Source organism: Pseudomonas sp. AN-1 (assembly GCF_034057115.1).
Classification (GTDB): Bacteria; Pseudomonadota; Gammaproteobacteria; order Pseudomonadales; family Pseudomonadaceae; genus Geopseudomonas.
The window spans coordinates 3889483-3913864 of sequence record NZ_CP139195.1 but is presented as its reverse complement, the minus strand read 5'-3'; the positions used below and the strand labels follow the sequence as shown (position 1 = coordinate 3913864).

At 67.8% G+C, this 24382-nt stretch carries 18 protein-coding genes; 4 read left to right on the top strand and 14 right to left on the bottom strand.

Translation table 11 applies throughout. The features are described from left to right. Positions 1–7: 7 nt before the first annotated feature. Both trxC and SK095_RS18410 read left to right on the top strand, forming a co-directional pair. Positions 8–445, top strand: coding sequence for a thioredoxin TrxC (trxC, locus tag SK095_RS18415; protein WP_320547092.1), 438 nt, complete (start codon positions 8–10; stop codon positions 443–445). Positions 446–569: 124 nt separating this feature from the next. Then, complete coding sequence (locus SK095_RS18410) at positions 570–1358, top strand: universal stress protein (protein ID WP_136491029.1); 789 nt, start codon at positions 570–572, stop codon at positions 1356–1358. Between the two features lie 7 nt (positions 1359–1365). Here the strand turns inward: SK095_RS18410 and SK095_RS18405 are convergent, their stop codons facing one another. Continuing rightward, positions 1366–2130 (bottom strand): ParA family protein, encoded by a 765-nt coding sequence (locus SK095_RS18405; RefSeq protein ID WP_136491030.1) that lies wholly within the window; start codon positions 2128–2130, stop codon positions 1366–1368. Positions 2131–2193: 63 nt separating this feature from the next. After that, positions 2194–3117, bottom strand: coding sequence for a LysR substrate-binding domain-containing protein (locus SK095_RS18400; RefSeq protein WP_136491031.1), 924 nt, complete (start codon positions 3115–3117; stop codon positions 2194–2196). A 139-nt stretch (positions 3118–3256) separates the two neighbouring features. On the opposite strand from SK095_RS18400, the gene SK095_RS18395 reads away from it, so the two are divergent. Then, complete coding sequence (locus SK095_RS18395) at positions 3257–4501, top strand: MFS transporter (protein WP_136491032.1); 1245 nt, start codon at positions 3257–3259, stop codon at positions 4499–4501. 127 nt (positions 4502–4628) lie between these two features. Here SK095_RS18395 and hemE read toward each other — a convergent pair whose 3' ends face one another. The 11 genes from hemE to SK095_RS18340 all read right to left on the bottom strand — a co-directional run bounded on the left by hemE (position 4629) and on the right by SK095_RS18340 (position 20420). Further along, the gene (gene hemE, locus SK095_RS18390; RefSeq protein ID WP_136491033.1) at positions 4629–5693 is read right to left on the bottom strand and encodes a uroporphyrinogen decarboxylase; all 1065 of its coding nucleotides are present in this window, start codon (positions 5691–5693) and stop codon (positions 4629–4631) included. 133 nt (positions 5694–5826) lie between these two features. Then, the gene (locus SK095_RS18385) at positions 5827–7245 is read right to left on the bottom strand and encodes an FAD-dependent oxidoreductase (protein WP_201485047.1); all 1419 of its coding nucleotides are present in this window, start codon (positions 7243–7245) and stop codon (positions 5827–5829) included. A gap of 100 nt (positions 7246–7345) precedes the next feature. Then, positions 7346–11791, bottom strand: coding sequence for a glutamate synthase large subunit (gene gltB, locus SK095_RS18380; RefSeq protein ID WP_201485045.1), 4446 nt, complete (start codon positions 11789–11791; stop codon positions 7346–7348). Between the two features lie 234 nt (positions 11792–12025). Next, entirely contained in the window at positions 12026–13663 is a 1638-nt protein-coding gene (locus SK095_RS18375) for an AAA family ATPase (RefSeq protein WP_320547091.1), read from the bottom strand. A 61-nt stretch (positions 13664–13724) separates the two neighbouring features. Beyond that, positions 13725–14822: a 3-dehydroquinate synthase gene (aroB, locus tag SK095_RS18370; RefSeq protein ID WP_320547090.1), complete on the bottom strand. Its 1098-nt coding sequence runs from the start codon at positions 14820–14822 to the stop codon at positions 13725–13727. Positions 14823–14920: 98 nt separating this feature from the next. Further along, a complete protein-coding gene (gene aroK, locus SK095_RS18365) occupies positions 14921–15439 on the bottom strand; it encodes a shikimate kinase AroK (RefSeq protein WP_320547089.1) in 519 nt (172 codons plus the stop codon). A gap of 3 nt (positions 15440–15442) precedes the next feature. Further along, positions 15443–17566 (bottom strand): type IV pilus secretin PilQ, encoded by a 2124-nt coding sequence (gene pilQ, locus SK095_RS18360; RefSeq protein ID WP_320547088.1) that lies wholly within the window; start codon positions 17564–17566, stop codon positions 15443–15445. Positions 17567–17621: 55 nt separating this feature from the next. Then, entirely contained in the window at positions 17622–18149 is a 528-nt protein-coding gene (gene pilP / locus SK095_RS18355) for a type 4a pilus biogenesis lipoprotein PilP (protein ID WP_320548924.1), read from the bottom strand. Beyond that, positions 18149–18769: a type 4a pilus biogenesis protein PilO gene (pilO, locus tag SK095_RS18350; RefSeq protein WP_320547087.1), complete on the bottom strand. Its 621-nt coding sequence runs from the start codon at positions 18767–18769 to the stop codon at positions 18149–18151. Before pilO ends, pilP begins: the two co-directional genes overlap by 1 nt. Next, the gene (locus SK095_RS18345) at positions 18766–19356 is read right to left on the bottom strand and encodes a PilN domain-containing protein (protein WP_320547086.1); all 591 of its coding nucleotides are present in this window, start codon (positions 19354–19356) and stop codon (positions 18766–18768) included. Before SK095_RS18345 ends, pilO begins: the two co-directional genes overlap by 4 nt. After that, a complete protein-coding gene (locus SK095_RS18340) occupies positions 19356–20420 on the bottom strand; it encodes a pilus assembly protein PilM (protein ID WP_136491091.1) in 1065 nt (354 codons plus the stop codon). Before SK095_RS18340 ends, SK095_RS18345 begins: the two co-directional genes overlap by 1 nt. A 181-nt stretch (positions 20421–20601) precedes the next feature. On the opposite strand from SK095_RS18340, the gene SK095_RS18335 reads away from it, so the two are divergent. After that, positions 20602–23013 (top strand): penicillin-binding protein 1A, encoded by a 2412-nt coding sequence (locus tag SK095_RS18335; protein WP_320547085.1) that lies wholly within the window; start codon positions 20602–20604, stop codon positions 23011–23013. Positions 23014–23072: 59 nt separating this feature from the next. On the opposite strand, the gene SK095_RS18330 is transcribed toward SK095_RS18335, so the two are convergent. Then, on the bottom strand, positions 23073–24341 hold the full coding sequence (locus SK095_RS18330; protein ID WP_136491093.1) for a malic enzyme-like NAD(P)-binding protein: 1269 nt from the start codon (positions 24339–24341) through the stop codon (positions 23073–23075). Between the last annotated feature and the right edge of the window lie 41 nt (positions 24342–24382).

Genomic DNA, 24382 nt, shown 5'->3' with positions numbered 1-24382 from the left:
GCCCGCCATGACCGATTCGCTGATCATCCCCTGCCCGCACTGCCACGGGCTCAACCGCATCCCCGCTGCCCGCCTGGGCGACGCACCGCGCTGCGGGCGCTGCAAGGGCGCCGTGCTGCCGGGCCAGCCGTTCGCCGTCGACGGCGCCGGCTTCGCCGCCCAGCTCAGGGGCGACCTGCCGCTGCTGCTCGACGTCTGGGCCGACTGGTGCGGGCCGTGCAAGGCCTTCGCGCCGGTCTTCGACCAGGCGGCACGCCAGCTGTCCGGGCGCGTGCGCCTGGCCAAGCTGGACAGCGAGGCCGAACCGCAGCTGGCCGGCCAGCTCGGCATCCGCTCGATTCCCAGCCTGATCCTGTTCAAGGACGGCAGCGAGGTGGCGCGGCAGAGCGGCGCCATGGCGCTGCCGCAGCTGCTCGCCTGGCTGCGCCAGCACGGCGTAGCGTAGGGAGCGCCTTGCGCTCCACGCCTCGACTGGCGCGGCGGTGCGCGCGGCGCCCCCTACGCTCGGCAGGACAGCCCGGGACCTGCGCGGCATACTGGCAACCTTCGTTCCCCGCAGTGAGGCCGCCATGCCCCAGCACATCCTCGTCGCCCACGATCTCAGCCCCGAGGCCGACCTGGCCCTGCAGCGCGCCGCCCGCCTGGCCCGCCAGAGCGGCTCGCGCCTGAGCCTGTTGCACGTGCAGTCCGCCCAGCTCGCGGCGGACGCCGACGACCTGCGTCGGCAGCTGGAGGAGCGCCTGGCGGCCTGCGTCCTGCCGCGCGCCGAACTGGTGCTGCGCCACGGCCCGGTCGCCGAGGAGATCCTCCGTCAGGCCCGCGGCCTGGAGGCCGACCTGCTGGTGCTCGGCGCCCACCACCGCGGTTCGCCGGAGGGCTTCGCCGGCACCACCCTGGAGCGCATCCTGCAACGCAGCCCGGCCCCGGTGCTGCTGGCGGTCGGCGACAGCCCCTGGCAACGCGCGCTGGTGGCACTGGACTTCTCGCCCTGCGCCAGCCGCGCCCTGCGCCAGGCGGCCCGGCTGCTGGAGGCGGGTGCCCGCCTGCATGCCCTGCACGTCGAGGAAGTGGCGCCGCTGCACGCCGGCGACGATCCGGAGGAACTGGCCTTCGAGAGCGAGCTGTTCGAGCACCTGGTCGCCGAGGAGCGCGCGCGACTGCCGGGCGGCCTGCAGCTCAGCCACGAACTGCGCGCCGGCGAGCGCAGCGCCTGCCTGCAGGCGGTGCTCGCCGAGCAGCGCCCGCAGTTGCTCGCCCTCGGCAGCCACAGCCGCGGCGAACTGGCCGACGCCCTGCTCGGCAGCCTGACCCTGGAGTGCCTGCGCCACCCGCCCTGCGACGTGCTGGTGGCGCGCTGAAGGAGCCTCAGCCCTCCAGGCAGGCGTGCAGTTCGACGAACTGGCGGGTCAGCTTGTGCCGCGGATCGAGGTGGATCAGCGGCGTGCAAGCCTGGTGCGACTCGCGCATCTTCACCGAGGCGCCCAGGTACACCGGCAGCAGCGGCATGTCCTCGGCGAGCAGTTCGGCGAGCAGCTGCTGCGGCAGCGCGGCGCGCGCCTGGAACTGGTTGACCACGATGCCCTCGACCTCGAGATCCTCGTTGTGGTCCTCGCGCAGCTCGTCGATCTCGGCCAGCAGGCCGTACAGCGCCTGGCGCGAGAAGCTGTCGCAGTCGAAGGGGATCAGCACGCGGTCGGCGGCGATCAGCGCGGAAACCGTGTAGAAGTTCAGTGCCGGCGGGGTATCCAGGTAGATCCGGTCGTAGTCCTCGTCCAGCTCGTCGAGCAGCCTGCGCAGCTTGTTGATCTTGTGCTTCTGCTCCAGCTTGGGCTGCAGCTCGGCCAGCTCGGCGCAGGCGGTGACCAGATGCAGGTTGGCGAAGGGCGTCTCGACCACCTTGACCCGCGCCTTCTTGCCGGCGCTGCCGGCCAGCACCTGCTTGAAGAAGTCAGCAATGCCGGCGGGGATGTCGTCGCCGCTCAGCCCGCTGAGGTAGTGGGTGGAATTGGCCTGGCTGTCGAGGTCGATCAGCAGGGTGCGATAGCCCTGCGCCGCGCTCACTGCCGCCAGGTTGCAGGCGATGCTCGACTTGCCCACTCCGCCCTTCTGGTTGAACACCACGCGCCGCATACCGTCGTCTCCTTGTCGTTCTGCCGTGTGTCCCGCATTTAACCCCATTCCGCCGCCGCGCGCTCAGCCTTCGGGACGAGCACGCTGGCGCCGGGCCTCGGCGGCCTCGTTCTCGAGCAGCTCGGCGAAACGCTGTACCAGCGGCGAGGCATCGCCTGCGCGGCGCACCAGCCACACCGCGGTGCCGGCGCCGGGGTCGCGCAGGGTGCGGCAGACCACGCCGTCGATGCGCATGCGGTTGAACGAGGCCGGCAGCACGGTGACGCCCAGGCCGGTGGCCACCAGGCCGATCAGGGTCATCGCCTCGCTGGCCTCCTGGACGATGCGCGGAGCGAAACCGGCGCCGCGCGCCAGCTCGAGCAACTGGTCGTAGAGGCCGGTGCCGAAGCTGCGCGGGAAGAACACGAAGGCTTCGCCAGCCAGTTCGGCCAGTGCGATGCCGTCATCGCGCGCGGCCAGCGGGTGGCCGGCCGGCAGCACCGCGACCAGCGGCTCGACGAACAGCTCCAGCGCCTCCAGCCCCACCGGCAACGGATCGAGCGGGCGCATCATGCCGACCTGCAGCAGCCCGGCGGCCACCGCCTCGGCCACCCCGCGGCTGCTCAGCTCGCGCAGGTCGAGGTGCACCTGCGGGCAGACCAGGCGGAAGGCCTGGATCGCCCGCGGGATGGTCGAGGTGAAGGGCGCCGAGGAGGTGAAGCCGACCTTCAGCTCGCCCAGCTCGCCCTGGCGGGCGCGGCGGGCGACATCGACCGCCCTGTCCAACTGGGCGAGCACCGCGCGCGCCTCGGGCAGGAACAGCTCGCCGACCGTGCTGAGCGCCACCCGGCGGTTGGTGCGCTCGAACAGGCAGACGCCGAGCTCCTCCTCCAGCGCCTGGATCTGCTGGCTCAGCGGCGGCTGGGAGATGCCCAGCCGCGCCGCGGCGCGGCCGAAGTGCAGCTCCTCGGCGACGGCGACGAAGTAGCGCAGGTGACGGAGTTCCATGGGCAGCCCATTCGATTCGAAATACATATCAGACGAGTCGAATAATATATTGGAACTAACAATCCTGCCTCGCCTATGCTTGCCGGCATCCACCCCGCCCGCTTCCCGGAGCGGCACGACCGTCCGTACCGAGGTCCCGATGCCCAGCCTTGCCGCCAGCCCCGCCGAGGGCGCCGCCACCGAACAACCCGGCCACATCGAGAAGGGCAGCGCCGCCTTCCGCCGCACCAACTGGGCGCTGTTCGCCGGCGGCTTCGCCACCTTCGCCTTGCTCTACTGCGTGCAACCGATGCTGCCGGTGCTGTCGGACGCGTTCGCCGTCAGTGCGGCGCAGAGCAGCCTGGCGCTGTCGGTGGCGACCATCGCCCTGGCCGTCGGCCTGCTGCTCACCGGGCCGCTGTCCGACGCCGTCGGGCGCAAGCCGGTGATGGTCGCCGCGCTGGTCGCCGCCGCCCTGTGCACCCTGCTCGCCCCGCTGGTGCCCGGCTGGCACGCCCTGCTGCTGATGCGCGCGCTGGTCGGCCTGTCGCTGAGCGGCCTGGTGGCGGTGGCGATGACCTACCTCAGCGAGGAGATCCACCCGCAGCACCTCGGCCTGGCCATGGGCCTGTACATCTCCGGCAACGCCCTCGGCGGGATGAGCGGACGCCTGGTCAGCGGCGTGCTGGTCGACCACCTGTCCTGGCAGGCCGCGCTGGGCATCCTCGGCGGCCTGGCGCTGCTCGCCGCGCTGCTGTTCTGGCGCCTGCTGCCGGACTCGCGGCACTTCCGGCCGACGCCGCTGAGCTTCGCCAACCTGGCCGGCGGCCTGCGCCTGCACCTGTCCGACCGCGGCCTGCCGTGGCTGTTCCTCGAGGCCTTCCTGCTGATGGGCGGCTTCGTCACCCTGTTCAACTACATCGGCTACCGCCTGCTGGAAGAGCCCTACCGGCTGAGCATGACCTGGGTCGGCCTGCTCTCGGTGGTCTACCTGTCCGGTACCTACAGCTCGACCCAGGCCGGCGTGCTGGCCGACCGCCTCGGCCGCCACCGGGTGTTCTGGCCGGCGATCCTGGTGATGCTCGCCGGCCTGCTGCTGACCCTGTTCGGCTCGCTGGCGCTGATCCTCGCCGGCATGCTGCTGTTCGCCTTCGGCTTCTTCGCCGCCCACTCGCTGGCCAGCAGTTGGGTCGGCCGCCGCGCCCTCGAGGCGCGCGGCCAGGCCTCGTCGCTGTACCTGTTCAGCTACTACCTCGGCTCGAGCATCGCCGGCACCGCCGGCGGCTTCTTCTGGCAGCACGGCGGCTGGACCGGCGTCGGCCTGTTCATCGCCGCCCTGCTTGCCGTCGCCCTCGGCGTGGCCCTGCACCTGTCGCGCCTGCCGCCCAAGCGGCCGGTGGCCTGAAGCGGTAATCCCGCAGGGTGCGACAACCCGCGCAGCGATTGTCCGCCACTTCGCCGCACGAATTTCCCAATCCCCTGAAACGCAAAAGCCCGATCGATTGATCGGGCTTCTGTGGTTATTGCGCGACTCAGTGGTGGTACTGCGCCGACAGCTCGTGCACCGCCTCGATGAACACCCCGGCATGCGCCGGGTCGACTTCCGGGGTGATGCCGTGGCCGAGGTTGAACACGTGGCCGCTGCCGTGGCCGAAGCGCTCGAGGATGCGCGCCACCTCGGCGCGGATCGCCGACGGATTGGCGTACAGCACGGTCGGGTCCATGTTGCCCTGCAGGGCCACCTTGTCGCCGACGCGGGCGCGGGCGTTGCGGATGTCGCAGGTCCAGTCCAGGCCCAGCGCGGTGGCGCCGGTGTCGGCCATCGCCTCCAGCCACTGGCCGCCGTTCTTGGTGAACAGGATCACCGGTACCTCACGACCTTCGTGCTCGCGGATCAGGCCGTGGACGATGCGCTCCATGTAGAACAGCGAGAACTCGCGGTAGGCCGCATCCGACAGGCTGCCGCCCCAGGTGTCGAAGATCTGCACCGCCTGGGCGCCGGCGCGGATCTGGCCGTTGAGGTAGGTGGTGACCGACTGGGCCAGCTTGTCGAGCAGCGTGTGCATGGCCTGCGGGTTGTCGTAGAGCATCGCCTTGGACTTGCGGAAGTCCTTGCTGGAGCCGCCCTCGACCATGTAGGTGGCCAGGGTCCAGGGACTGCCGGAGAAGCCGATCAGCGGCACGCGGCCGTTCAGCTCGCGGCGGATGGTGCGCACCGCGTCCATCACGTAGCCCAGGTCCTTCTCCGGATCGGGGATCGGCAGCGCGTCGATGTCGGCCATGCTGTCGATGCGCTTCTTGAAGCGCGGACCTTCGCCGCTTTCGAAGTACAGGCCCAGGCCCATGGCGTCGGGAATGGTGAGGATGTCGGAGAACAGGATGGCCGCATCCAGCGGGTAGCGGTCCAGCGGCTGCAGGGTGACCTCGCAGGCCAGCTGCGGATTCATGCACAGGCTCATGAAGTCGCCGGCCTTGGCGCGGCTGGCGCGGTACTCGGGGAGGTAGCGTCCGGCCTGGCGCATCATCCACACCGGGGTGACGTCGACGGGCTGCTTGAGCAGGGCGCGGAGGAAACGGTCGTTCTTCAGGGCGGTCATAACGGCTTCCGACGAAAATTCAGACGGGCATTGTCGCAAAGCACACGGCAAAAGGCACGGCGGGTGCCGTGCCTTTCGTAGCTTGCTTGACCGGGGTCAGCCGCGGCGAGCATCGCCACGGCCGTCGGCCGGATCAGACGCCCAGGTAGTCGAGGATGCCCTCGGCGGCCTGGCGGCCTTCGAAGATCGCGGTGACCACCAGGTCGGAGCCGCGCACCATGTCGCCGCCGGCGAAGATCTTCGGGTTGCCGGTCTGGAACTTGAACTGGCCGGCTTCCGGGGCGATCACCCGGCCGGAGCCGTCGACCCGGATGCCATGCTGCTCGAACCAGGGCGCCGGGCTCGGGCGGAAGCCGAAGGCGATCACCACGGCGTCGGCCGGCAGGATCTCCTCGGAGCCCGGGATCGGCTCGGGGCTGCGGCGGCCACGGGCATCCGGCTCGCCGAGGCGGGTCTCGATCACCTTGACGCCTTCCACGCGGCCCTCGCCGACGATGGCGATCGGCTGGCGGTTGAACAGGAACTTCACCCCCTCTTCCTTGGCGTTCTTCACCTCGCGGCGCGAGCCCGGCATGTTTTCCTCGTCGCGGCGGTAGGCGCAGGTGACGGCCTTGGCGCCCTGGCGGATCGAGGTGCGATTGCAGTCCATGGCGGTGTCGCCGCCGCCGAGCACCACCACCTTCTTGCCGGCCATGTCGATGAAGTCCGCCGGGGACTTCTCGAAGCCGAGGTTGCGGTTGACGTTGGCGATCAGGAAGTCCAGTGCGTCATAGACGCCCGGCAGGTCCTCGCCGGGGAAGCCGCCTTTCATGTAGCTGTAGGTACCCATGCCCATGAACACGGCGTCGTACTCGGCGAGCAACTGCTCCATGGTGATGTCCTTGCCCACCTCGGTGTTGAGGCGGAACTCGATGCCCATGCCGGCGAACACCTCGCGGCGACGGCTCATCACGGTCTTCTCGAGCTTGAACTCGGGGATGCCGAAGGTCAGCAGGCCGCCGATTTCCGGGTTCCTGTCGAACACCACCGGGGTCACGCCGTTGCGCACCAGCACGTCGGCGCAGCCGAGGCCCGCCGGCCCTGCGCCGATCACCGCGACGCGCTTGCCGGTCGGCTTGACCTTGGACATGTCCGGGCGCCAGCCCATGGCGAAGGCGGTGTCGGTGATGTACTTCTCCACCGAACCGATGGTCACTGCGCCGAAGCCGTCGGCCAAGGTGCAGGCGCCTTCGCACAGGCGGTCCTGCGGGCAGACGCGGCCGCAGACTTCCGGCAGGGTGTTGGTCTGGTGCGACAGCTCGGCGGCGGCGAGGATGTTGCCTTCGGAGACCAGCTTCAGCCAGTTGGGGATGAAGTTGTGCACCGGGCACTTCCACTCGCAGTACGGGTTGCCGCAGCCCAGGCAGCGGTGCGCCTGTTCGGTGGCCTGCTGCGGCTTGAACAGGTCGTAGATCTCGACGAATTCCTTCTTGCGCTGGCGCAGCAGCTTCTTCTTCGGATCCTTGCGGCCGACCTCGATGAACTGGAAGTCGTTGTTCAGACGCTCAGTCATATCAGAACCTCTTTGCAGCAGCCCCAGGCCAGGCGCCTGCAGCTGCGAAACTCATCTGGATGACCGGGCCCGCGCGGACGGGCCTCGGTCTGGCTCGGCCTTACTGCGGGTTGGCCCGGGTGCTGGACAGCAGGGTCTTGAGGCTCGCGGCCTTCGGCTTGACCAGCCAGAAGCGGCGGGCGTAGTCGTCGAGGTTGTCGAGCACCTCGCGGCCCCAGACGCTGCCGGTCTCCTCCACGTACTCGACCAGCACGCGGCGCAGGTAGCTGCGGTAGGCCTCCATCGGCTCGCCGCTGATGCGCTGCAGGTCGACCAGTTCGTGGTTGACGCGGTCGAAGAAGCTGTTGTCCAGGTCCAGCACGTAGGCGAAGCCGCCGGTCATGCCCGAGCCGAAGTTGTAGCCGGTCTTGCCCAGCACGCAGACGAAGCCGCCGGTCATGTATTCGCAGCAGTGATCGCCGGTGCCTTCCACCACCGCATGGGCGCCGGAGTTGCGCACCGCGAAGCGCTCGCCGGCGGTACCCGCGGCGAACAGCTTGCCGCCGGTGGCGCCGTACAGGCAGGTGTTGCCGACGATGGCCGACTCCTGGCTCTTCAGCGCGCTGCCGGCCGACGGGGTGATGACGATCTTGCCGCCGGTCATGCCCTTGCCGACGTAGTCGTTGGCGTCGCCTTCCAGATGCAGGTGCAGGCCGCCGGCGTTCCACACGCCGAAGCTCTGCCCGGCGGTACCCTTGAAGCGGAAGCTGATCGGCGCGTCGACCATGCCCTGGTTGCCGTGACGACGGGCGATCTCGCCGGAGATGCGCGCGCCGATGGAGCGGTCGCAGTTGCCGATGTCGAGGGCGAACTCGCCGCCGCGCTTGGCCTCGATCGCCGGCAGGGCCATCTCGACCATCTTCTCGGCCAGCAGGCCCTGGTCGAACGGCGGGTTCTTCTCCACCTGGCAGTACTGCGGCTTGTCGGCCGGGATCAGGTCGCTGCCCAGCAGCGGGGTCAGGTCCAGGTTGCCCTGCTTGGCGGTTTCGCCCGGCAGCACCTCGAGCAGGTCGGTGCGACCGATCAGCTCGCCCAGGCTGCGCACGCCCAGCCTGGCCAGCCACTCGCGGGTTTCCTCGGCGATGAAGGTGAAGAAGTTCATCACCATCTCGACGGTGCCGATGAAGTGGTCCTTGCGCAGTTGGTCGTTCTGGGTGGCCACGCCGGTGGCACAGTTGTTCAGGTGGCAGATGCGCAGGTACTTGCAGCCCAGGGCGATCATCGGCGCGGTGCCGAAGCCGAAGCTCTCGGCGCCGAGGATGGCGGCCTTGATCACGTCGAGGCCGGTCTTCAGGCCGCCGTCGGTCTGCACGCGGACCTTGCCGCGCAGGTCGTTGCCGCGCAGGGTCTGGTGCGCCTCGGCCAGGCCCAGCTCCCACGGGCTGCCGGCGTACTTGATCGAGGTCAAGGGCGATGCGCCGGTGCCGCCGTCGTAGCCGGAGATGGTGATCAGGTCAGCGTAGGCCTTGGCCACGCCGGCGGCGATGGTGCCGACGCCCGGCTCGGCGACCAGCTTGACCGACACCAGCGCCTGCGGGTTGACCTGCTTGAGGTCGAAGATCAGCTGGGCCAGGTCCTCGATCGAATAGATGTCGTGGTGCGGCGGCGGCGAGATCAGGGTCACGCCGGGCACCGCATAGCGCAGGCGGGCGATCAGGCCGTTGACCTTGCCGCCCGGCAGTTGGCCGCCCTCGCCGGGCTTGGCGCCCTGGGCGACCTTGATCTGCAGCACTTCGGCATTGACCAGGTACTCGGGGGTGACGCCGAAGCGGCCGGTGGCCACCTGCTTGATCTTCGAGCTCTTGACGGTGCCGTAGCGGGCCGGGTCTTCGCCGCCCTCGCCGGAGTTGGAGCGCGCGCCCAGGCGGTTCATCGCCTCGGCCAGCGCCTCGTGGGCTTCCGGCGACAGCGCGCCGAGGGAGATACCGGCGGCATCGAAGCGCTTGAAGATGGCGCTCAGCGGCTCGACCTGATCCAGCGGCAGCGGCTGCTCGACCGGCTTGACCTTGAGCAGGTCGCGGATCATCGATACCGGGCGCTGGTCGACCAGCGCGCTGTAGTCGCGGAAGCGGGCGTAGTCACCCTGCTGCACGGCTTCCTGGAGCAGGCGCACCACGTCCGGGTTGTAGGCGTGGTATTCGCCGCCGTGGACGAACTTGAGCAGGCCGCCCTGCTGGATCGGCTTGCGCTGGTTCCAGGCCTCGCGGGCCAGCAGCTGCTGCTCGGCCTCGAGGTCGACGAAGCGCGCGCCCTGGATGCGGCTGGCGACGCCGCGGAAGCACAGCTCGACCACCGCATCGGACAGGCCGATGGCCTCGAACAGCTGGGCGCCGCGGTAGGAAGCCACGGTGGAGATGCCCATCTTCGAGAGGATCTTCAGCAGGCCCTTGGAGATGCCCTTGCGGTAGTGCTTGAACGACTCGTGCAGGTCGCCGAGCACCTCGCCGCTGCGGATCAGGTCGGCCAGCACCTCGTAGGCGAGGAACGGGTAGACCGCAGTGGCGCCGAAGCCGATCAGCACGGCGAAGTGGTGCGGATCGCGCGCGGTGGCGGTCTCCACCAGGATGTTGCAGTCGCAGCGCAGGCCGGTCTCGGTCAGGCGGTGATGCACGGCGCCGACCGCCAGCGCGGCATGCGCCGGCAGCTTGCCGGGGGCGATGTGGCGGTCGGACAGCACCAGCAGCACCTTGCCGGCGCGCACGGCGGCCTCGGCCTGGTCGGCAATGCGCCGCACCGCAGCCTCGAGGCCAAGCGACTCCTCGTAGTTGAGGTCGATGATCTCGCGCTCGAAGCCCGGGCGGTCGAGAGTCATCAGGGTCTGCCACTTGGCCGGCGAGATCACCGGGGTGTTGAGGATCGCCCGGTTGGCGTGATCGGCGGTCTCCTCGAAGACGTTGCGCTCGGCGCCCAGGCAGGTCTCCAGGGACATGACGATGGCTTCGCGCAGCGGGTCGATCGGCGGGTTGGTGACCTGGGCGAACTGCTGACGGAAGTAGTCGTAGGGCGAGCGCACGCGCTGGCTGAGCACCGCCATCGGGGTGTCGTCGCCCATCGAGCCGACCGCCTCCTGGCCCTGCTCGGCCAGCGGACGCAGCACCTGGTCACGCTCCTCGAAGGTGACCTGGAACATCTTCATGTACTGCTTGAGCTGGTCGGCGTCGTAGGCGGAGCTGCCGTGATCGTCGTCCATGCCGGCCTGGATGCGCAGGGCATTCTGGCGCAGCCACTGGCGGTACGGGTGGCGCGATTTCAGGCGGTTGTCGATGTCCGCGGTGTGCAGCACCTGGCCGGTCTCGGTGTCCACGGCGAGGATCTGCCCCGGGCCGACGCGGCCTTTGGCCAGCACGTCCTCGGGCGCGTAGTTCCACACGCCGACCTCGGAGGCCAGGGTGATGTAGCCGTTCCTGGTGGTGACCCAGCGCGCCGGGCGCAGGCCGTTGCGGTCGAGCAGGCAGACCGCATGGCGGCCGTCGGTCAGCACCACGCCGGCCGGGCCGTCCCAGGACTCCATGTGCATGGAGTTGTATTCGTAGAAGCTGCGCAGCTCGACGTCCATGGTCTCGACGTTCTGCCAGGCCGGCGGGATGATCATGCGCAGGCCGCGGAACAGGTCCATGCCGCCGGTGACCAGCAGTTCGAGCATGTTGTCCATGCTCGAGGAGTCGGAGCCGGTGCGATTGACCAGCGGCGCGATGCTTTCCAGATCGGGCAGCAGCTCGTTGGCGAACTTGTTGCGCCGCGCCACCGCCCAGTTGCGGTTGCCGGTGATGGTGTTGATCTCGCCGTTGTGCGCCAGGAAGCGGAACGGCTGGGCCAGCGGCCAGCGCGGCAGGGTGTTGGTGGAGAAGCGCTGGTGGAACACGCAGATCGCGGTTTCCAGGCGCTCGTCGCCGAGGTCCGGATAGAAGCTGGCCAGATCCGCCGGCATCATCAGGCCCTTGTAGATGATGTCCTTGGCCGACAGGCTGCAGACGTAGAAGTCCGCATCGTCCTTGAGCGCCACTTCGGCGCGGCGACGGGCGAAGAACAGCTTGATCGCCATCTGCTGGTCGTCGAGGCCTTCGCCGCTGACGAACACCTGCTCGATGCGCGGCAGGCACTCCAGAGCCAGGCGGCCGAGCACCGAGGTGTCCACCGGCACGGCGCGCCAGCCGACCAGGGTCAGGCCCTGGGCGACGATCTGCGCGTTGACTTCCGCGCGCGCGCGCGCGGCGCGGGCCTCGTCCTGGCTGAGGAACACCATGCCGACCGCGTACTGCTCGGGCAGGTGCACGCCGAACTGCTCGGCGGCCAGCACGCGCAGGAAGCGGTCGGGCTTCTGCAGCAGCAGGCCGCAACCGTCGCCGGTCTTGCCGTCGGCGTTGATGCCGCCGCGGTGGGTCATGCAGGTCAGGGCTTCGATGGCGGTCTGCAGCAGATGGTGGCTGGGCTGCCCGTGCATGTGGGCAATCAGGCCGAAGCCGCAGTTGTCCTTGAATTGTTCAGGTTGGTACAGACCAGCTTTCATAGACACTCTCACCGGCTAGCTTTCTATTCGATTCGGGCGTTTCTTCGCAACTTTGTCCCGCTTTCCTACCACGTTTGCGGCGCTTGCTGCGATCACGGATGCGCCATTGTAGCGTGCACACCATGACCGAAAAAGCAAAAATGACGCGTAAGCGAAAATTCGATGTCGCATTTATAAAAGAAAACCGGCGATGCGCCTAGGCGCATCGCCGGTTTTTTCATCACCTCAGCGAGTCTAGCGACCGGCCTGGCGGATTTCCTGCTGGATGCTGGCGAAGGTCCGCGGCCAGGGCTTGCCGGCCTGCAGGCGTCCCGGCAGGGCGCCCACCGCCGACTTCGCCGCCTCCGGGCTGCTGAAGCGGCCGTAGGTCACCACGTACAGCGGCTTGCCCTGGTGCAGCTTGCGGAAGTAGCGGTATTCGCCGCCACCCTCGCGCACCATGCTCTGCGCCGCCGCCTCCGAACTGGTGCCGAGCAGCTGCAGGGTGTACTGGCCGACCGGCTGCGACAGATACCAGCCGCTGTTGCCGGCGCCGCCAGCCGCCGAGGCTGGTGCAGGAGCCTGGGTCGGAGCCGGCGCCGCCGCGACCGGTTTGGCAGGCGCCGGCAGGGGCGCAGCAACCGGCTTGGCGACCGGCACAGCGGCGACTGCGGCAGACTGGACTGCCGGTGCAGGTGCCGGTGCAGCCGCCGGGGCGGGAGCCGGTGCCGGGATCGGCGCCGGCTTGGCGACCGGCTCGACCGGCGGGAGCGCGACCGGGGCCACCGGCTCCTGCGGCGGCGTGGCGCTGCTCGGGGTGACCGGCTGGCCGGCCGCCGGCAGCGGCATGGCCGCGTTGGCGGCATCCAGCTCCTCGACCGCCGCCTGTCCGGCGGCGCGCGCCAGCGGCTCGCGCGGCACCGGCTGCCCCTGGCCGACCAGCGGCAACGGCACCGCCTTGCCGTCACCGGCGAACTCGATGGACGGCGCGCTCGCCACGCCAGACTCACCAGCCGGAACACCATCCGGCCGAGGCAGCTCCGGGGCGCCCCCCTTCATCACCAGAGCCAGGGCCACACCGGCCACCACCACGCCGAGGGCGACGATGTGCTTCTTCGGCAGGCTCAGGCCACCACCGGCCTGCGCCTGCGGCTGATGCTCGATCAGCATGGCCTCGACCAGCACCTCGCGGGCAACCCGATTGATCGCTCCCGGCCAACCTCCCGACTCGGCGTGGATCTCCTCTATCTGCGCATCATCGAACAGCTCCAGCTCCTGACCGGCACCTTCCAGGCGTTGCGCCAGGTAGGCACGGGTATCGGCCAGAGTGTAGGGCTGCAGCTGCTGTACATGGCAGTTGGCGGCCCTGCCGCGGGCATCCAGACGCGCCAGCAGCTCAGGCTCGCCGAACAGGAACACATGGGCGCGGCCATCGCTGTCCCCGGCCGCCAGGGCCGCCAGGGTATCCAGCGCCTCGTCCTGCAGCTTCTCGGCATCGTCGACCAGCAGGTAGACCTCCTGGCCGACCTGATTGAGGCGGGCGACCTGACCGAGCAGGCCGTCGACATCCTGATAGCTGCCTCCCAGGCCGTGGCTGAAGGCGCGCAGCAGCATGGGACTGCTGGCTGCCTGGCGGGCCGAGACCGGCACGCTGACCACGCTGGTCTTGTTGCTGCTGGCGACCAGCGCCTGGCGCAGCAGCGTCTTGCCGCTGCCCAGAGGGCCGGTCACCACCTGCATCAGTGCGCTGTAGCGCGCCAGCTGGTGCAACTGCGCCAGCACCGGCTTGCGCTGCGCGGGAAAGAACTTGAAGCCCGGCACCCGAGGGGTGAAGGGGTCGTGCGTAAACTGGTAATGCTCAACAAATGCCTCATCGGCCTGCAGGCTGGTCATGAATGCCTCATCCCATTTGCACAAAAAGCCCCGGCGCGAACGCCGGGGCCATCAGCTCACTTCATGCTTGACGGACCAGCGCAGCGTAGTCCGTACGCAACGTCGCCTCGAGAACCTCGCGGGGGTAGTCCGCGGTGACCACGGCCTCGCCGAGCTGGCGCAGCAGCACCAGACGCAACTGGCCATCGAGAACCTTCTTGTCGACCGCCATGTGGCGCAGGAATTCCTCCGGCCCCATTTCCGCCGGGGGCACCAGCGGCAGACCGGCGCGCGCCAGCAGGCGGATACCGCGATCGCGAGCCGCGGCATCGATCCAGCCAAGACGGCAGGACATTTCCAGCGCCATCACCGTGCCGGCCGCCACCGCCTCGCCATGCAGCCAGACCCCGTAACCCATCTCGGTCTCGATGGCATGGCCGAAGGTGTGGCCGAGGTTGAGAGTGGCGCGCACGCCGGACTCACGCTCGTCGGCATTCACCACCCGCGCCTTGGCCGCGCAGGAGCGCTCGACCGCCTCGCTGACCGCCTCGGCGTCCAGCGCGCGCAGCGCATCGATGTGCAGTTCCAGCCAGGCAAGGAACGGCTCATCGCAGATCAGCCCGTACTTGATCATCTCGGCGAGGCCGGCCGACAGTTCGCGCGCCGGCAGGGTTCCCAGGGTCGCCGTATCGATCACCACTGCCTTCGGCTGGTAGAAGGCGCCGATCATGTTCTTGCCCAGCGGGTGGTTGATACCGGTCTTGCCACCCACCGAGGAGTCCACCTGCGACAACAGGGTGGTCGGCACCTGGATGAAATCGACACCACGCTGGTAGCAGGCGGCGGCGAAACCGGCCATGTCGCCGATCACTCCGCCGCCGAGGGCGATCAGGGTGGTGCGCCGGTCGTGGCGCGCCTCGAGCAGGCCGTCGAAGATCAGCTGCAGGGTTTCCCAGCTCTTGAACGCCTCGCCGTCGGGCAGGACGATGGGCGTCACCTGGTAGCCCTGCAGGGTGTCCAGCAGGCGCTGCAGATACAGCGGCGCCACCGTCTGGTTGGTGACGATCGCCACCTGGCGGCCGGCAATGTAGGGAGTGAAGCAGTCGCGCCGGTCGAGCAGACCAGCGCCGATGAAGATGGGATAGCTGCGCTCGCCGAGATCGACGTGAAGAGTCCGCATGTGGCCCCCGCTCATGGAAAAAGACCACTAGGATAGCGCAGTTCGCCCCCCATTCGGAGCGGACTTGCGCCTTGGTCGTAGACGCCGGCCGCCAGCGCTCAACGAGGGGGCAACTGCTCCAGGCGGCCCAGCACTTCCTGCACCACCAGGCGCGGCGGTCGCTGGTCGGTCTCGATGATCACGTCGGCAATCTCGCGATAGAGGGGGTCGCGGAGCGCCATCAACTCACGCAGCACCTGGCCGGGATTGGCCGTGCGCAACAGCGGGCGATTGCGATCCCGCGCAGTGCGCTCCAGCTGCTGCTCCACCGAGGTGTGCAGGTAGACCACCCGTCCACCAGCGCGCAGCGCTTCGCGATTGGCCGGGCGCAACACCGCGCCGCCGCCGGTGGCCAGCACCAGGCCATCCTCATGACAGAGGTCGGCGATCACCGCCTGCTCGCGCTCGCGGAAACCCTGCTCGCCTTCGACATCGAAGATCCACGGGATGTCCGCACCGGTGCGCACCTCGATTTCCTTGTCGGAATCCTTGAACGACAGGTGCAGCTCCTTGGCCAGAAGACGCCCGATGGTGCTCTTGCCAGCCCCCATCGGGCCCACGAGTATCACATTGCGCACGTATCAACGACTCACCGAAATTGCCTGGGTGTCCATGATACGCGGGGTGAGGAAGATCAGCAGCTCGGATTTCGAATCGCTGACCGAATCGCGGCGGAACAAGCGGCCGAGGAACGGCAGATCGCCGAGAAACGGTACCTTCTCCACCGAGCGCGTCTGGGTATTGGAGAACACCCCGCCGATGACGATGGTCTCGCCATCCGCGGCCAGCACCTTGGCGTTGACCTCGTTCTTGTCGATCGGCGGAACGCCGTTGACCGACTTGGAGAAGTCGGGCGCATCCTTGGTCACCTTGACCTCCATGACCACCCGGTTGTCCGGGGTGATCTGCGGGGTCACCTCCAGGGCCAGCGCCGCTTCCTTGAACGCGATGGTGGTGGCGCCGCTGGAGCTGGCCTCCTGATAGGGCACTTCCGAGCCCTTGAGGATCTTCGCCGTCTCCTTGTCCGAGGTGACCACCTTGGGTTGCGAGATCACCTCGCCGTTGCCGCTGGCCTCCATGGCGGACAGCTGCAGATCGAGGATCACGTTGTCGGTGATGAAGCCGATGCCGAGGCCGGACGTGCTGTCCAACACACCCATATCGACAAAGGGAACCGGAGCCGTCCCCTCCTCTGCCTCAAAATTGCCAATCGTGCTGCTTCCAGGAAGCCTCAGGACACCGTCATCATCGATCGTTCTTGCCCCGTCCTTGCCGTAGACGGTCCACTTGTCATCCCCATAGAAGGCCCCCCCCCAGCGTACCCCCAGGCTCTTGTCGTAGCCGACGGTGGCCTCGACGATGCGCGCCTCGATCATCACCTGGCGCACCGGGATGTCCAGCTGGGTGACGATGCGGCGCAGCTCGTCCAGGCGCTCCTCGGTCAGGTGGGCGATCAGGCTGTTGGTGCGATCGTCGTAGATCAGCGAACCGCGCATGTCCTTCTGCTCGGCACTCTCGGAGTATTCCTTGAACAGACCGGCGATATCCGAAGCCTTCGCATAGTTGAGCTGCAGCACTTCACGGCGCAGCGGTGCCAGTTCGGCGATCTGCTTCTGCGCCTCCAGTTCCTGGCGCTCGCGGGCGGCGATCTCGTCGGCCGGCGCCACCAGCAGCACGTTGCCGATCTTGCGCTTGTCCAGGCCCTTGGTCTTCAGCACCAGATCCAGCGCCTGATCCCAGGGTACGTTCTGCAGACGCAGGGTGATGTTGCCCTGCACGGTGTCGCTGGCCACCAGGTTGAGGTCGGTGAAATCGGCGATCAGCTGCAGCACCGAGCGCACGTCGATATCCTGGAAGTTCAGCGACAGTTTCTCGCCGGTATAGGCGAAGCGCTCGCCCTTGCGCTTCTCCACATCCGCCTGGGTCAGCGGCTTGACGCTGATGGTCAGCCGGTTGTCGGTCTGGTAGGCGAGGTAGTCGTAATGGCCGCTCGGCTCGATGACGATGGTGGCCTTGTCGCCGCTGACGGAGGCGTTGACGAACTGCACCGGGGTGGCGAAATCCTTCACGTCCAGGCGCGCGCGCAACTGCTCGGGCAACAGAGTGCGCGGAAACTCGAGGCGGATCCTGCCGCCACTCTCCTGGATGTCGGGCGAGATACCGGCCTCGGACAGGTCGATGACGACGTTGCCTTCGCCCTGCTCGCCGCGCTGGAAATCGATGTTGCGGATCGCCTTGCCGGCCGGCACGAACGGCTGCGGAGCCTGGGCCAGCGGCCGGACTGCCGCCGCCGGGGCCGCACTGACGCTGCCGGCGGCGGCCGCCGACGAGCCGCCGACCACGACGAACAGGTTGTTGCCCTCGACGCGCGTGCTGTAGGGCGCCTGGCTGTTGAGGTTGATGATCAGCCGGGTACGATCCTTGGCCTCGACCACGGTCAGGCTACGGGCATTGCCGACGCCCAGTTCGCGATTGCGCGAACCGAGCCTGTTGCTGACTCCCGGCAGGTCCAGGGCTATGCGCGCCGGCTGGTCGATGGTATAGCCACGCGGGGCGGCCACCGGCTCGTCGAAGGCCAGTTTCAGCTCGACCCGGTCCCCGGGCAGGGCCGCCACATCGAGCCCCTGCAGGTTGGCGGCCAGGGCCACCGGCGAAAGCAGCGCCGCCAGCAGCGACAGGCTGAAGCGCGAAATGCAAGTGTTCATTGTCTGAATCCGTTGTGCAGACCGAATTGGATTGTGCATGCGTGGATGCCCACCCTCAGGAGCGTTCTTTGAGGGTAAGAGTGCGCGGCCGCTCGAGCCAGCCCCCCTCGCCGTCCGGAACAATTTCGACGACCTCGATGCGGTCGTCGGCGATCGTTACGATGCGGCCGTGGTTGCGCCCCAGGTAGTCGCCGACCTTGACCCGGTGCACTCCACCGGCACCGTTGACCAGGGCGAAGCGGCCGTTGCCATTGGCCAGCAGGCCGACCATCTGGAACATCTCGATGTTGAAGCCCTCAAGGAACTGCTTGGGCCGCGTCTCGTCGGGCTTGATTTCCGCCGAGCCCTTCTGCCGCTTCTGCAGGTCGACCCTGACTGGCGGCTGGAACGGACTGCGCATCGCCGCCGCGCTGTAGGTGAAGGCCTCGTAGGGCTGGAACTTGGGCAGCGGCTCGATTTCCCCCTTGGGGCGCGCGCGCACCTCGTTCATGTAGGCCTGCAGGTCGGCGAAGTCTCCCGCGGAGTCGCAGGCGGTGAGGCTGAGCAGCAGCAGGCTGCCGATAATCAGGCGGGAGCCGTTCATCATTTCAGCCCCTTGTCGTTGTAACGGTAGGTCTTGGCCAGGATGCTCATCGCCAGCTTCGCGTCGCCCACCTCGCCCCGCGGCTTGATCTCGAAATCGTGCAGGGTGACGATCCGCGGCAGACTGGCGGCGCCACTGACGAAGGTGGCCAGGTCGTGGTAGCCGCCGACCACGCGGATCTGGATCGGCAACTCGATGTAGAACTGCTGGGTGACTTCCGGCAGCAGCTTGATCTCCTCGAACTCCAGACCGCTGCCAAGGCCGGTGCGGGTGATGTCCTCGAGCAGGCCGGGCACCTCGGTATCGCTGGGCAGCTGCCGCAGCAGGGCGCCGAAGGACTGCTCCATCTCCACCATCTGCTGGCGGTAGGCATCCAGGTTGGCGGCCTGGAAGGCCTTGGTGGCGAACTGCTGCTTGAGAGTTTCCTCCTCGCTGCGCTGCTGGTCGAGCTGCGTCTGCAGATCCATGAGATGGAAGTTGTAGCCCAGCGCCAGTACCGCCACGAACAGCAGGATGCCGGCGATGACCTTGACCGGGCCCGGCCAGGAACCCAGGTTGTTGACATCGAGTTCGTTGAGGTTGACCTTGCGCAGACTTTCCAGGGATTCGGCCAGACTCATTGCTTGGCACCTCCTTGCTGGGCGACGGACTTGTCAACATTCTCGGGCTGGGTCTGCTGCACGCTCAGCTGGAACACGTTGGCCTGGTCCACGGCACCGGCGGTCACCGCCTTGACCTCGGTCAGGTTGGGCGCCTCCAGCCACTCGGAGGCATCCAGGTTGCGCATCAGGGTGGACACGCGATTGTTGGACTCGGCGGCGCCGCCGATGGCGATGTTCTTGCCGGTCATCTTCAGTTCGGTGAAGTGCACGCCATCGGGCAGGGTACGCACCAGTTGATCGAAGATCCGGCCGATGATGGGCCGATTGCCCTGCAGGTCCTGGATGATCTTCATCCGCTCCAGCAACTGCTGACGGCGCTGCCGCAACTCGCTGATCTCCTTGATCCGCCCATCCAGCACGGCGATTTCCTTGCGCACGAAGTCGTTGCGTGCGTTCTGCTGCTCGATGGCCATGTTCAGGTAGCGGTCGCCGGCGAACACCAGCGCAGCACCACCCACCAGCACAGCTCCGAGCGCCACCAGGAAACGCTGCTTGCGCTCCTCGCGGCGCTGCTCGCGCCAGGGAAGAAGGTTGATTCTGGCCATCAGTCGAAACTCCTCATCGCCAGGCCGCAGGCGATCATCAGCGCCGGCGCATCGCTGGCCAGCGCCGCGGCATTCACCTTGCTGCCCAGCGCCATGTCGGCGAAGGGGTTGGCCACCACGCAGGGGGTGCCGATCTTCTGCTGGATCAACCGGTCGAGATCCGGCAGGGACGCCGTACCGCCGGCCAGCAGGATGCAGTCGACGTCGCTGTACTGGCCGGCGGCGAAGAAGAACTGCAGCGAGCGCGACACCTGCTGCACCACGGCCTCCTTGAAGGGCAGCAGCACTTCGCTGTCGTAGTCGTCCGGCAGGCCACCCTGTTTCTTGGCCAGACCGGCCTCCTCGAAGGACAGCCCGTAGCGGCGCTGGATCTCCTCGGTCAGCTGCTTGCCGCCGAACAGCTGCTCACGAATGTAGATGGTCTTGCCGTTGTGCAGCACGCTGAGGGTGGTCATGGTCGCACCGACGTCCACCACCGCCACGGTCAGCTCGTCGCGCTCGCCCGCCAGGCGCGGCTCGAGCAGCGAGTAGGCGCGCTCCAGCGCATAGGCCTCGACATCGACTACCCGAGGGGTCAGGCCGGCGAGAGCCAGGGCGGCCTCGCGCACCTCGACGTTCTCCCGGCGGCAGGCCGCCAGCAGCACCTCGACCCGCTCGGGGTTGCGTGGCGCCGGGCCCTGGACCTCGAAGTCGATGGCCACCTCCTCGAGGGGATAGGGGATGTACTGGTCGGCCTCGATCTTCAGCTGGTTCTCCAGCTCGTCCTCGGACAGCCCGGCGTCCATCTCGATGCTCTTGGTGATCACCGCCGAGCCAGCCACGGCCACGGCCGCGTTCTTGACCCCGGTGCGGGCCTTGACCAGCACGCGGCTCAGCGCCTGACCGACACCCTCGATCTCGGCGATGTTCTTCTCGACGACGGCATTCGGCGGCAACGGCTCGACCGCGTAGGCCTCAACCTTGTAGCGCCCCCCCGAGCGGCTCAGCTCCAGCAGCTTTACCGAGGTGGAGCTGATGTCGATCCCCAATAGCGTATTCGCGGTCTTGTTGAAGAGCCCTAGCACGGCCAATTTCCTATCAGCATCCGATGGTTACGGACGGTTCGCGTATTTCAGCATTAAACACCCCCACTTGACAGAGGGGTAAATGGCTACCTCGGGGAAAAAACACTTATAATGTGAACAGCTTTTGCCTTTTCCCTGCCGCCCAGTCACCGCCTTTCCCCCCGGACAAGCCAGATTCCCAATGCGTCTGTTGAAGCTTCTGTCGTGGACCTGTGTCGCCCTGCTCAGCGCATTGCTGCTCGGCTTCAGCGGCACCTTCCTCTATCTCAGCCCGGGCCTGCCCTCCGTCGAAACGCTGCGCAACGTGCGCATGCAGGTACCGCTGCGGGTCTACAGCGCCGACGCCAAGCTGATCGCCGAATTCGGCGAGATGCGCCGCAGCCCCATCGCCTTCGCCGACATCCCCCAGGACTTCATCGATGCCCTGCTGGCGGCAGAGGATGACAATTTCGCCCGCCATCATGGCATCGACGTCAAGAGCCTGATGCGTGCCGCGGCGCAATTGCTGAAGAGCGGGCAGATCCAGACCGGCGGCAGCACCATCACCATGCAGGTGGCGAAGAACTTCTTCCTCTCCAACGAGAGAAGTTTCTCGAGGAAAATCAACGAGATACTCCTGGCCCTGCAGATCGAGCGGGCGCTCGGCAAGAACGAGATCCTCGAGCTCTACGTCAACAAGATCTATCTTGGCAACCGCGCCTACGGCATCGAGGCGGCGGCACAGATCTACTACGGCAAGCCGATCGGCGAGCTGTCGCTGGCCCAGCTGGCGATGATCGCCGGCCTGCCCAAGGCTCCCTCGCGCTACAACCCGGTGGTCAACCCCGAGCGCGCCAAGATCCGCCGCGACTGGATCCTCTCGCGCATGCACGAGCTGGGCAAGATCGACCTGCAGCGCTATCAGAGCGCACTGGCCGAACCCGTCGAAGTGCGCCAGCAGGCTGCCAGCCCGCCGGAGCTGGAGGCCCCTTACGTGGCGGAGATGGCCCGCGCGGAAATCATCGGTCGCTTCGGCAGCGACGCCTATACCGAAGGCTATCGTGTCCACACCACCGTCAGCAGCAGACTGCAGAGCGCGGCCAACCAGGCCCTGCGCGACGGCCTGATCGAGTACGACCAGCGTCACGGCTACCGCGGCCCGGAGCAACGCCTGCCACAGCTCGACGCGACAGGCTGGCTGGGCAGGCTGGCCGAACAGCGCACTCTCGGCGGCCTGGAGCCGGCGATCGTCAGCGCCATCGACAGCGACGGCATCCGCATCCTGACCCGCGGCGGCAGCGAGGAAGCCGTGGCCTGGGACACCATGCGCTGGGCACGCCCGCGCCTCGGCAACAATAGCCTGGGCCGCCAGCCGAGCAAACCGGCCGACGTGGTGCAGAAAGGCGACCTGATCCGCGTGCAGCGCCAGGCCGACGGCAGCCTGCGCTTCGCCCAGCTGCCGCAGGCCCAGGGCGCGCTGGTCTCCCTGGACCCGGCCGATGGTGCGATCCGCGCCCTGATCGGCGGCTTCGCCTTCGAGCAGAGCAACTACAACCGCGCCACCCAGGCCAAGCGTCAGCCCGGCTCGAGCTTCAAGCCGTTCGTCTACAGCGCCGCCCTGGACAAGGGTTTCACCGCCGCCAGCCTGATCAACGACGCCCCCATCGAGTTCGTCGACCCCTACAGCGGCGAAGTCTGGCGTCCGAAGAACGACAACAATACCTTCCTCGGCCCGATCCGCATGCGCGAGGCCCTGTTCAGGTCGCGCAACCTGGTATCGATCCGCCTGCTGCAGGAGATCGGCATCGACTACGCCCTCGACTACGGCAAGCGCTTCGGCCTGCCCCCGGAGGAGTTGCCGCGCAACTTCTCCCTGGCCCTCGGCACCGCCAACCTCACTCCCCTCGAGGTGACCACCGGCTACGCGGTATTCGCCAATGGCGGCTACCGGGTGCAGCCCTACCTGATCACCCGCATCGACGACCGCGACGGCAAGACCCTGTACCAGGCCAACCCGCCGCGGGTACCGGGCGCGCAGGAGCCGGCGCCGGTGATGGCCAGCGACGCTGCGCCCACCACCGGCAGCCCGCAGGCGGCGCCCGCCCAGCAGGCCCAGCGGGCGATCGATGCACGCACCGCCTACATCATGACCAGCATGCTGCAGGACGTGATCAATCGCGGTACCGGCCGTCGCGCCCTGAGCCTGGGGCGCAGCGACCTGGCTGGCAAGACCGGCACCACCAACGAGCAGAAGGACTCCTGGTTCGCCGGCTACAACGGCGACTTCGTCACCACCGCCTGGGCCGGCTTCGACCAGCCGCAGAGCCTCGGCCGACACGAATACGGCGGCACCGTGGCCCTGCCGATCTGGATCCGCTACATGGACGTTGCCCTCAAGGACCGCCCGATGCACCTGCCGCCGGAACCGGAGGGCCTGCTGCGCCTGCGCATCGACCCGACCACCGGTCGCGCCGCCGCCGCCGGGGCCAGCGGCGCCTTCTTCGAGCTGTTCAACAAGGACGCACCGCCGCAGCCGGCGCAGGAAGTCAGCAGCGACGGCTTCCGGGACCAGTTCGGCAGCGAGCCGGCTGCAGTACCCATCGACCTGTTCTGACCCGCCCGGACATGAAAAAACCCGCCGAATGGCGGGTTTTTTTCTGGCTTGCCGATCGATCAGGCGCCGAACACGTCATCCACCGACTTCAGCGGATAGTGCGCCGGATAGCCCAGGCGCGCCACGCCGGTCTCGATGGCCGCCTTGGCCACCGCATCCGGCACCAGTTGGATCAGGCGCTGATCCATCGGCTTGGGAATGATGTACTCGCGACCGAACTCCAGGCAGTCGACACCGTAGGCTGCACACACTTCCTGCGGCACCGGCAGCTTGGCCAGCTCGCGGATGGCGTTGACCGCGGCGATCTTCATCTCTTCGTTGATGCGGGTGGCGCGCACGTCGAGGGCACCACGGAAGATGAACGGGAAGCCGAGGACGTTGTTGACCTGGTTCGGGTAGTCGGAACGGCCGGTGGCCATGATCACGTCCGGGCGCACCTCGCGGGCCAGCTCCGGCTTGATCTCCGGATCCGGATTGGAGCAGGCGAACACGATCGGATTGGGCGCCATGCGCGCCAGGTCTTCCGGCGGCAGCAGGTTGGCCCCGGACAGGCCGACGAACACGTCGGCACCCTCCATCGCGTCGGACAGGGTGCGCTTGTCGGTCTCGTGGGCGAACACCGCCTTGTACTGGTTCAGATCGTCGCGACCGGCGTGGATCACGCCCTTGCGGTCGATCATGTAGATGTTCTCGATCTTCGCACCGATGGCGACCAGCAGCTTCATGCAGGCGGTGGCCGCGGCGCCGGCGCCGAGGCAGACGATCTTCGCGTCTTCCAGCTTCTTGCCGACGATCTCCAGGGCATTGAGCATGCCGGCGGCGGTGACGATGGCGGTGCCGTGCTGGTCGTCGTGGAACACCGGGATGTCGCACTGCTCGATCAGCGCGCGCTCGATCTCGAAGCACTCGGGCGCCTTGATGTCCTCGAGGTTGATGCCGCCGAAGGTGATGGAAATGCGCTTGACGGTATCGATGAAGGCCTGCGGGCTTTCGGCGTCCACCTCGATGTCGAACACGTCGACACCGGCGAAACGCTTGAACAGCACGCCCTTGCCTTCCATCACCGGCTTGGAGGCCAGCGGACCGAGATCGCCCAGACCGAGGATCGCGGTACCGTCGGAAATCACCGCCACCAGATTGCCCTTGCCGGTGTACTTGAACGCCAGCTCGGGGTCGCGGGCGATCTCGCGCACCGGCTCGGCGACGCCGGGGCTGTAGGCAAGGGACAGGTCGCGCGCGGTAGCCGTGGGCTTGGTCAGCTCGACGCTCAGCTTGCCGGGGCGGGGCTGGGCATGGTACTCGAGCGCGGCGGTTTTCAAATCAGACATGTTGGTGCTTCCGCTTTCTATAGTTATGTAGGTACAGACAG

Coding starts and splice junctions, on each gene's coding strand:
- trxC (WP_320547092.1), top strand. CDS start 8: ATGACCGATTCGCTGATCATCCCCTGCCCGCACTGCCACGGGCTCAAC.
- SK095_RS18410 (WP_136491029.1), top strand. CDS start 570: ATGCCCCAGCACATCCTCGTCGCCCACGATCTCAGCCCCGAGGCCGAC.
- SK095_RS18405 (WP_136491030.1), bottom strand. CDS start 2,130: ATGCGGCGCGTGGTGTTCAACCAGAAGGGCGGAGTGGGCAAGTCGAGC.
- SK095_RS18400 (WP_136491031.1), bottom strand. CDS start 3,117: ATGGAACTCCGTCACCTGCGCTACTTCGTCGCCGTCGCCGAGGAGCTG.
- SK095_RS18395 (WP_136491032.1), top strand. CDS start 3,257: ATGCCCAGCCTTGCCGCCAGCCCCGCCGAGGGCGCCGCCACCGAACAA.
- hemE (WP_136491033.1), bottom strand. CDS start 5,693: ATGACCGCCCTGAAGAACGACCGTTTCCTCCGCGCCCTGCTCAAGCAG.
- SK095_RS18385 (WP_201485047.1), bottom strand. CDS start 7,245: ATGACTGAGCGTCTGAACAACGACTTCCAGTTCATCGAGGTCGGCCGC.
- gltB (WP_201485045.1), bottom strand. CDS start 11,791: ATGAAAGCTGGTCTGTACCAACCTGAACAATTCAAGGACAACTGCGGC.
- SK095_RS18375 (WP_320547091.1), bottom strand. CDS start 13,663: ATGACCAGCCTGCAGGCCGATGAGGCATTTGTTGAGCATTACCAGTTT.
- aroB (WP_320547090.1), bottom strand. CDS start 14,822: ATGCGGACTCTTCACGTCGATCTCGGCGAGCGCAGCTATCCCATCTTC.
- pilQ (WP_320547088.1), bottom strand. CDS start 17,566: ATGAACACTTGCATTTCGCGCTTCAGCCTGTCGCTGCTGGCGGCGCTG.
- pilP (WP_320548924.1), bottom strand. CDS start 18,149: ATGAACGGCTCCCGCCTGATTATCGGCAGCCTGCTGCTGCTCAGCCTC.
- pilO (WP_320547087.1), bottom strand. CDS start 18,769: ATGAGTCTGGCCGAATCCCTGGAAAGTCTGCGCAAGGTCAACCTCAAC.
- SK095_RS18345 (WP_320547086.1), bottom strand. CDS start 19,356: ATGGCCAGAATCAACCTTCTTCCCTGGCGCGAGCAGCGCCGCGAGGAG.
- SK095_RS18335 (WP_320547085.1), top strand. CDS start 20,602: ATGCGTCTGTTGAAGCTTCTGTCGTGGACCTGTGTCGCCCTGCTCAGC.
- SK095_RS18330 (WP_136491093.1), bottom strand. CDS start 24,341: ATGTCTGATTTGAAAACCGCCGCGCTCGAGTACCATGCCCAGCCCCGC.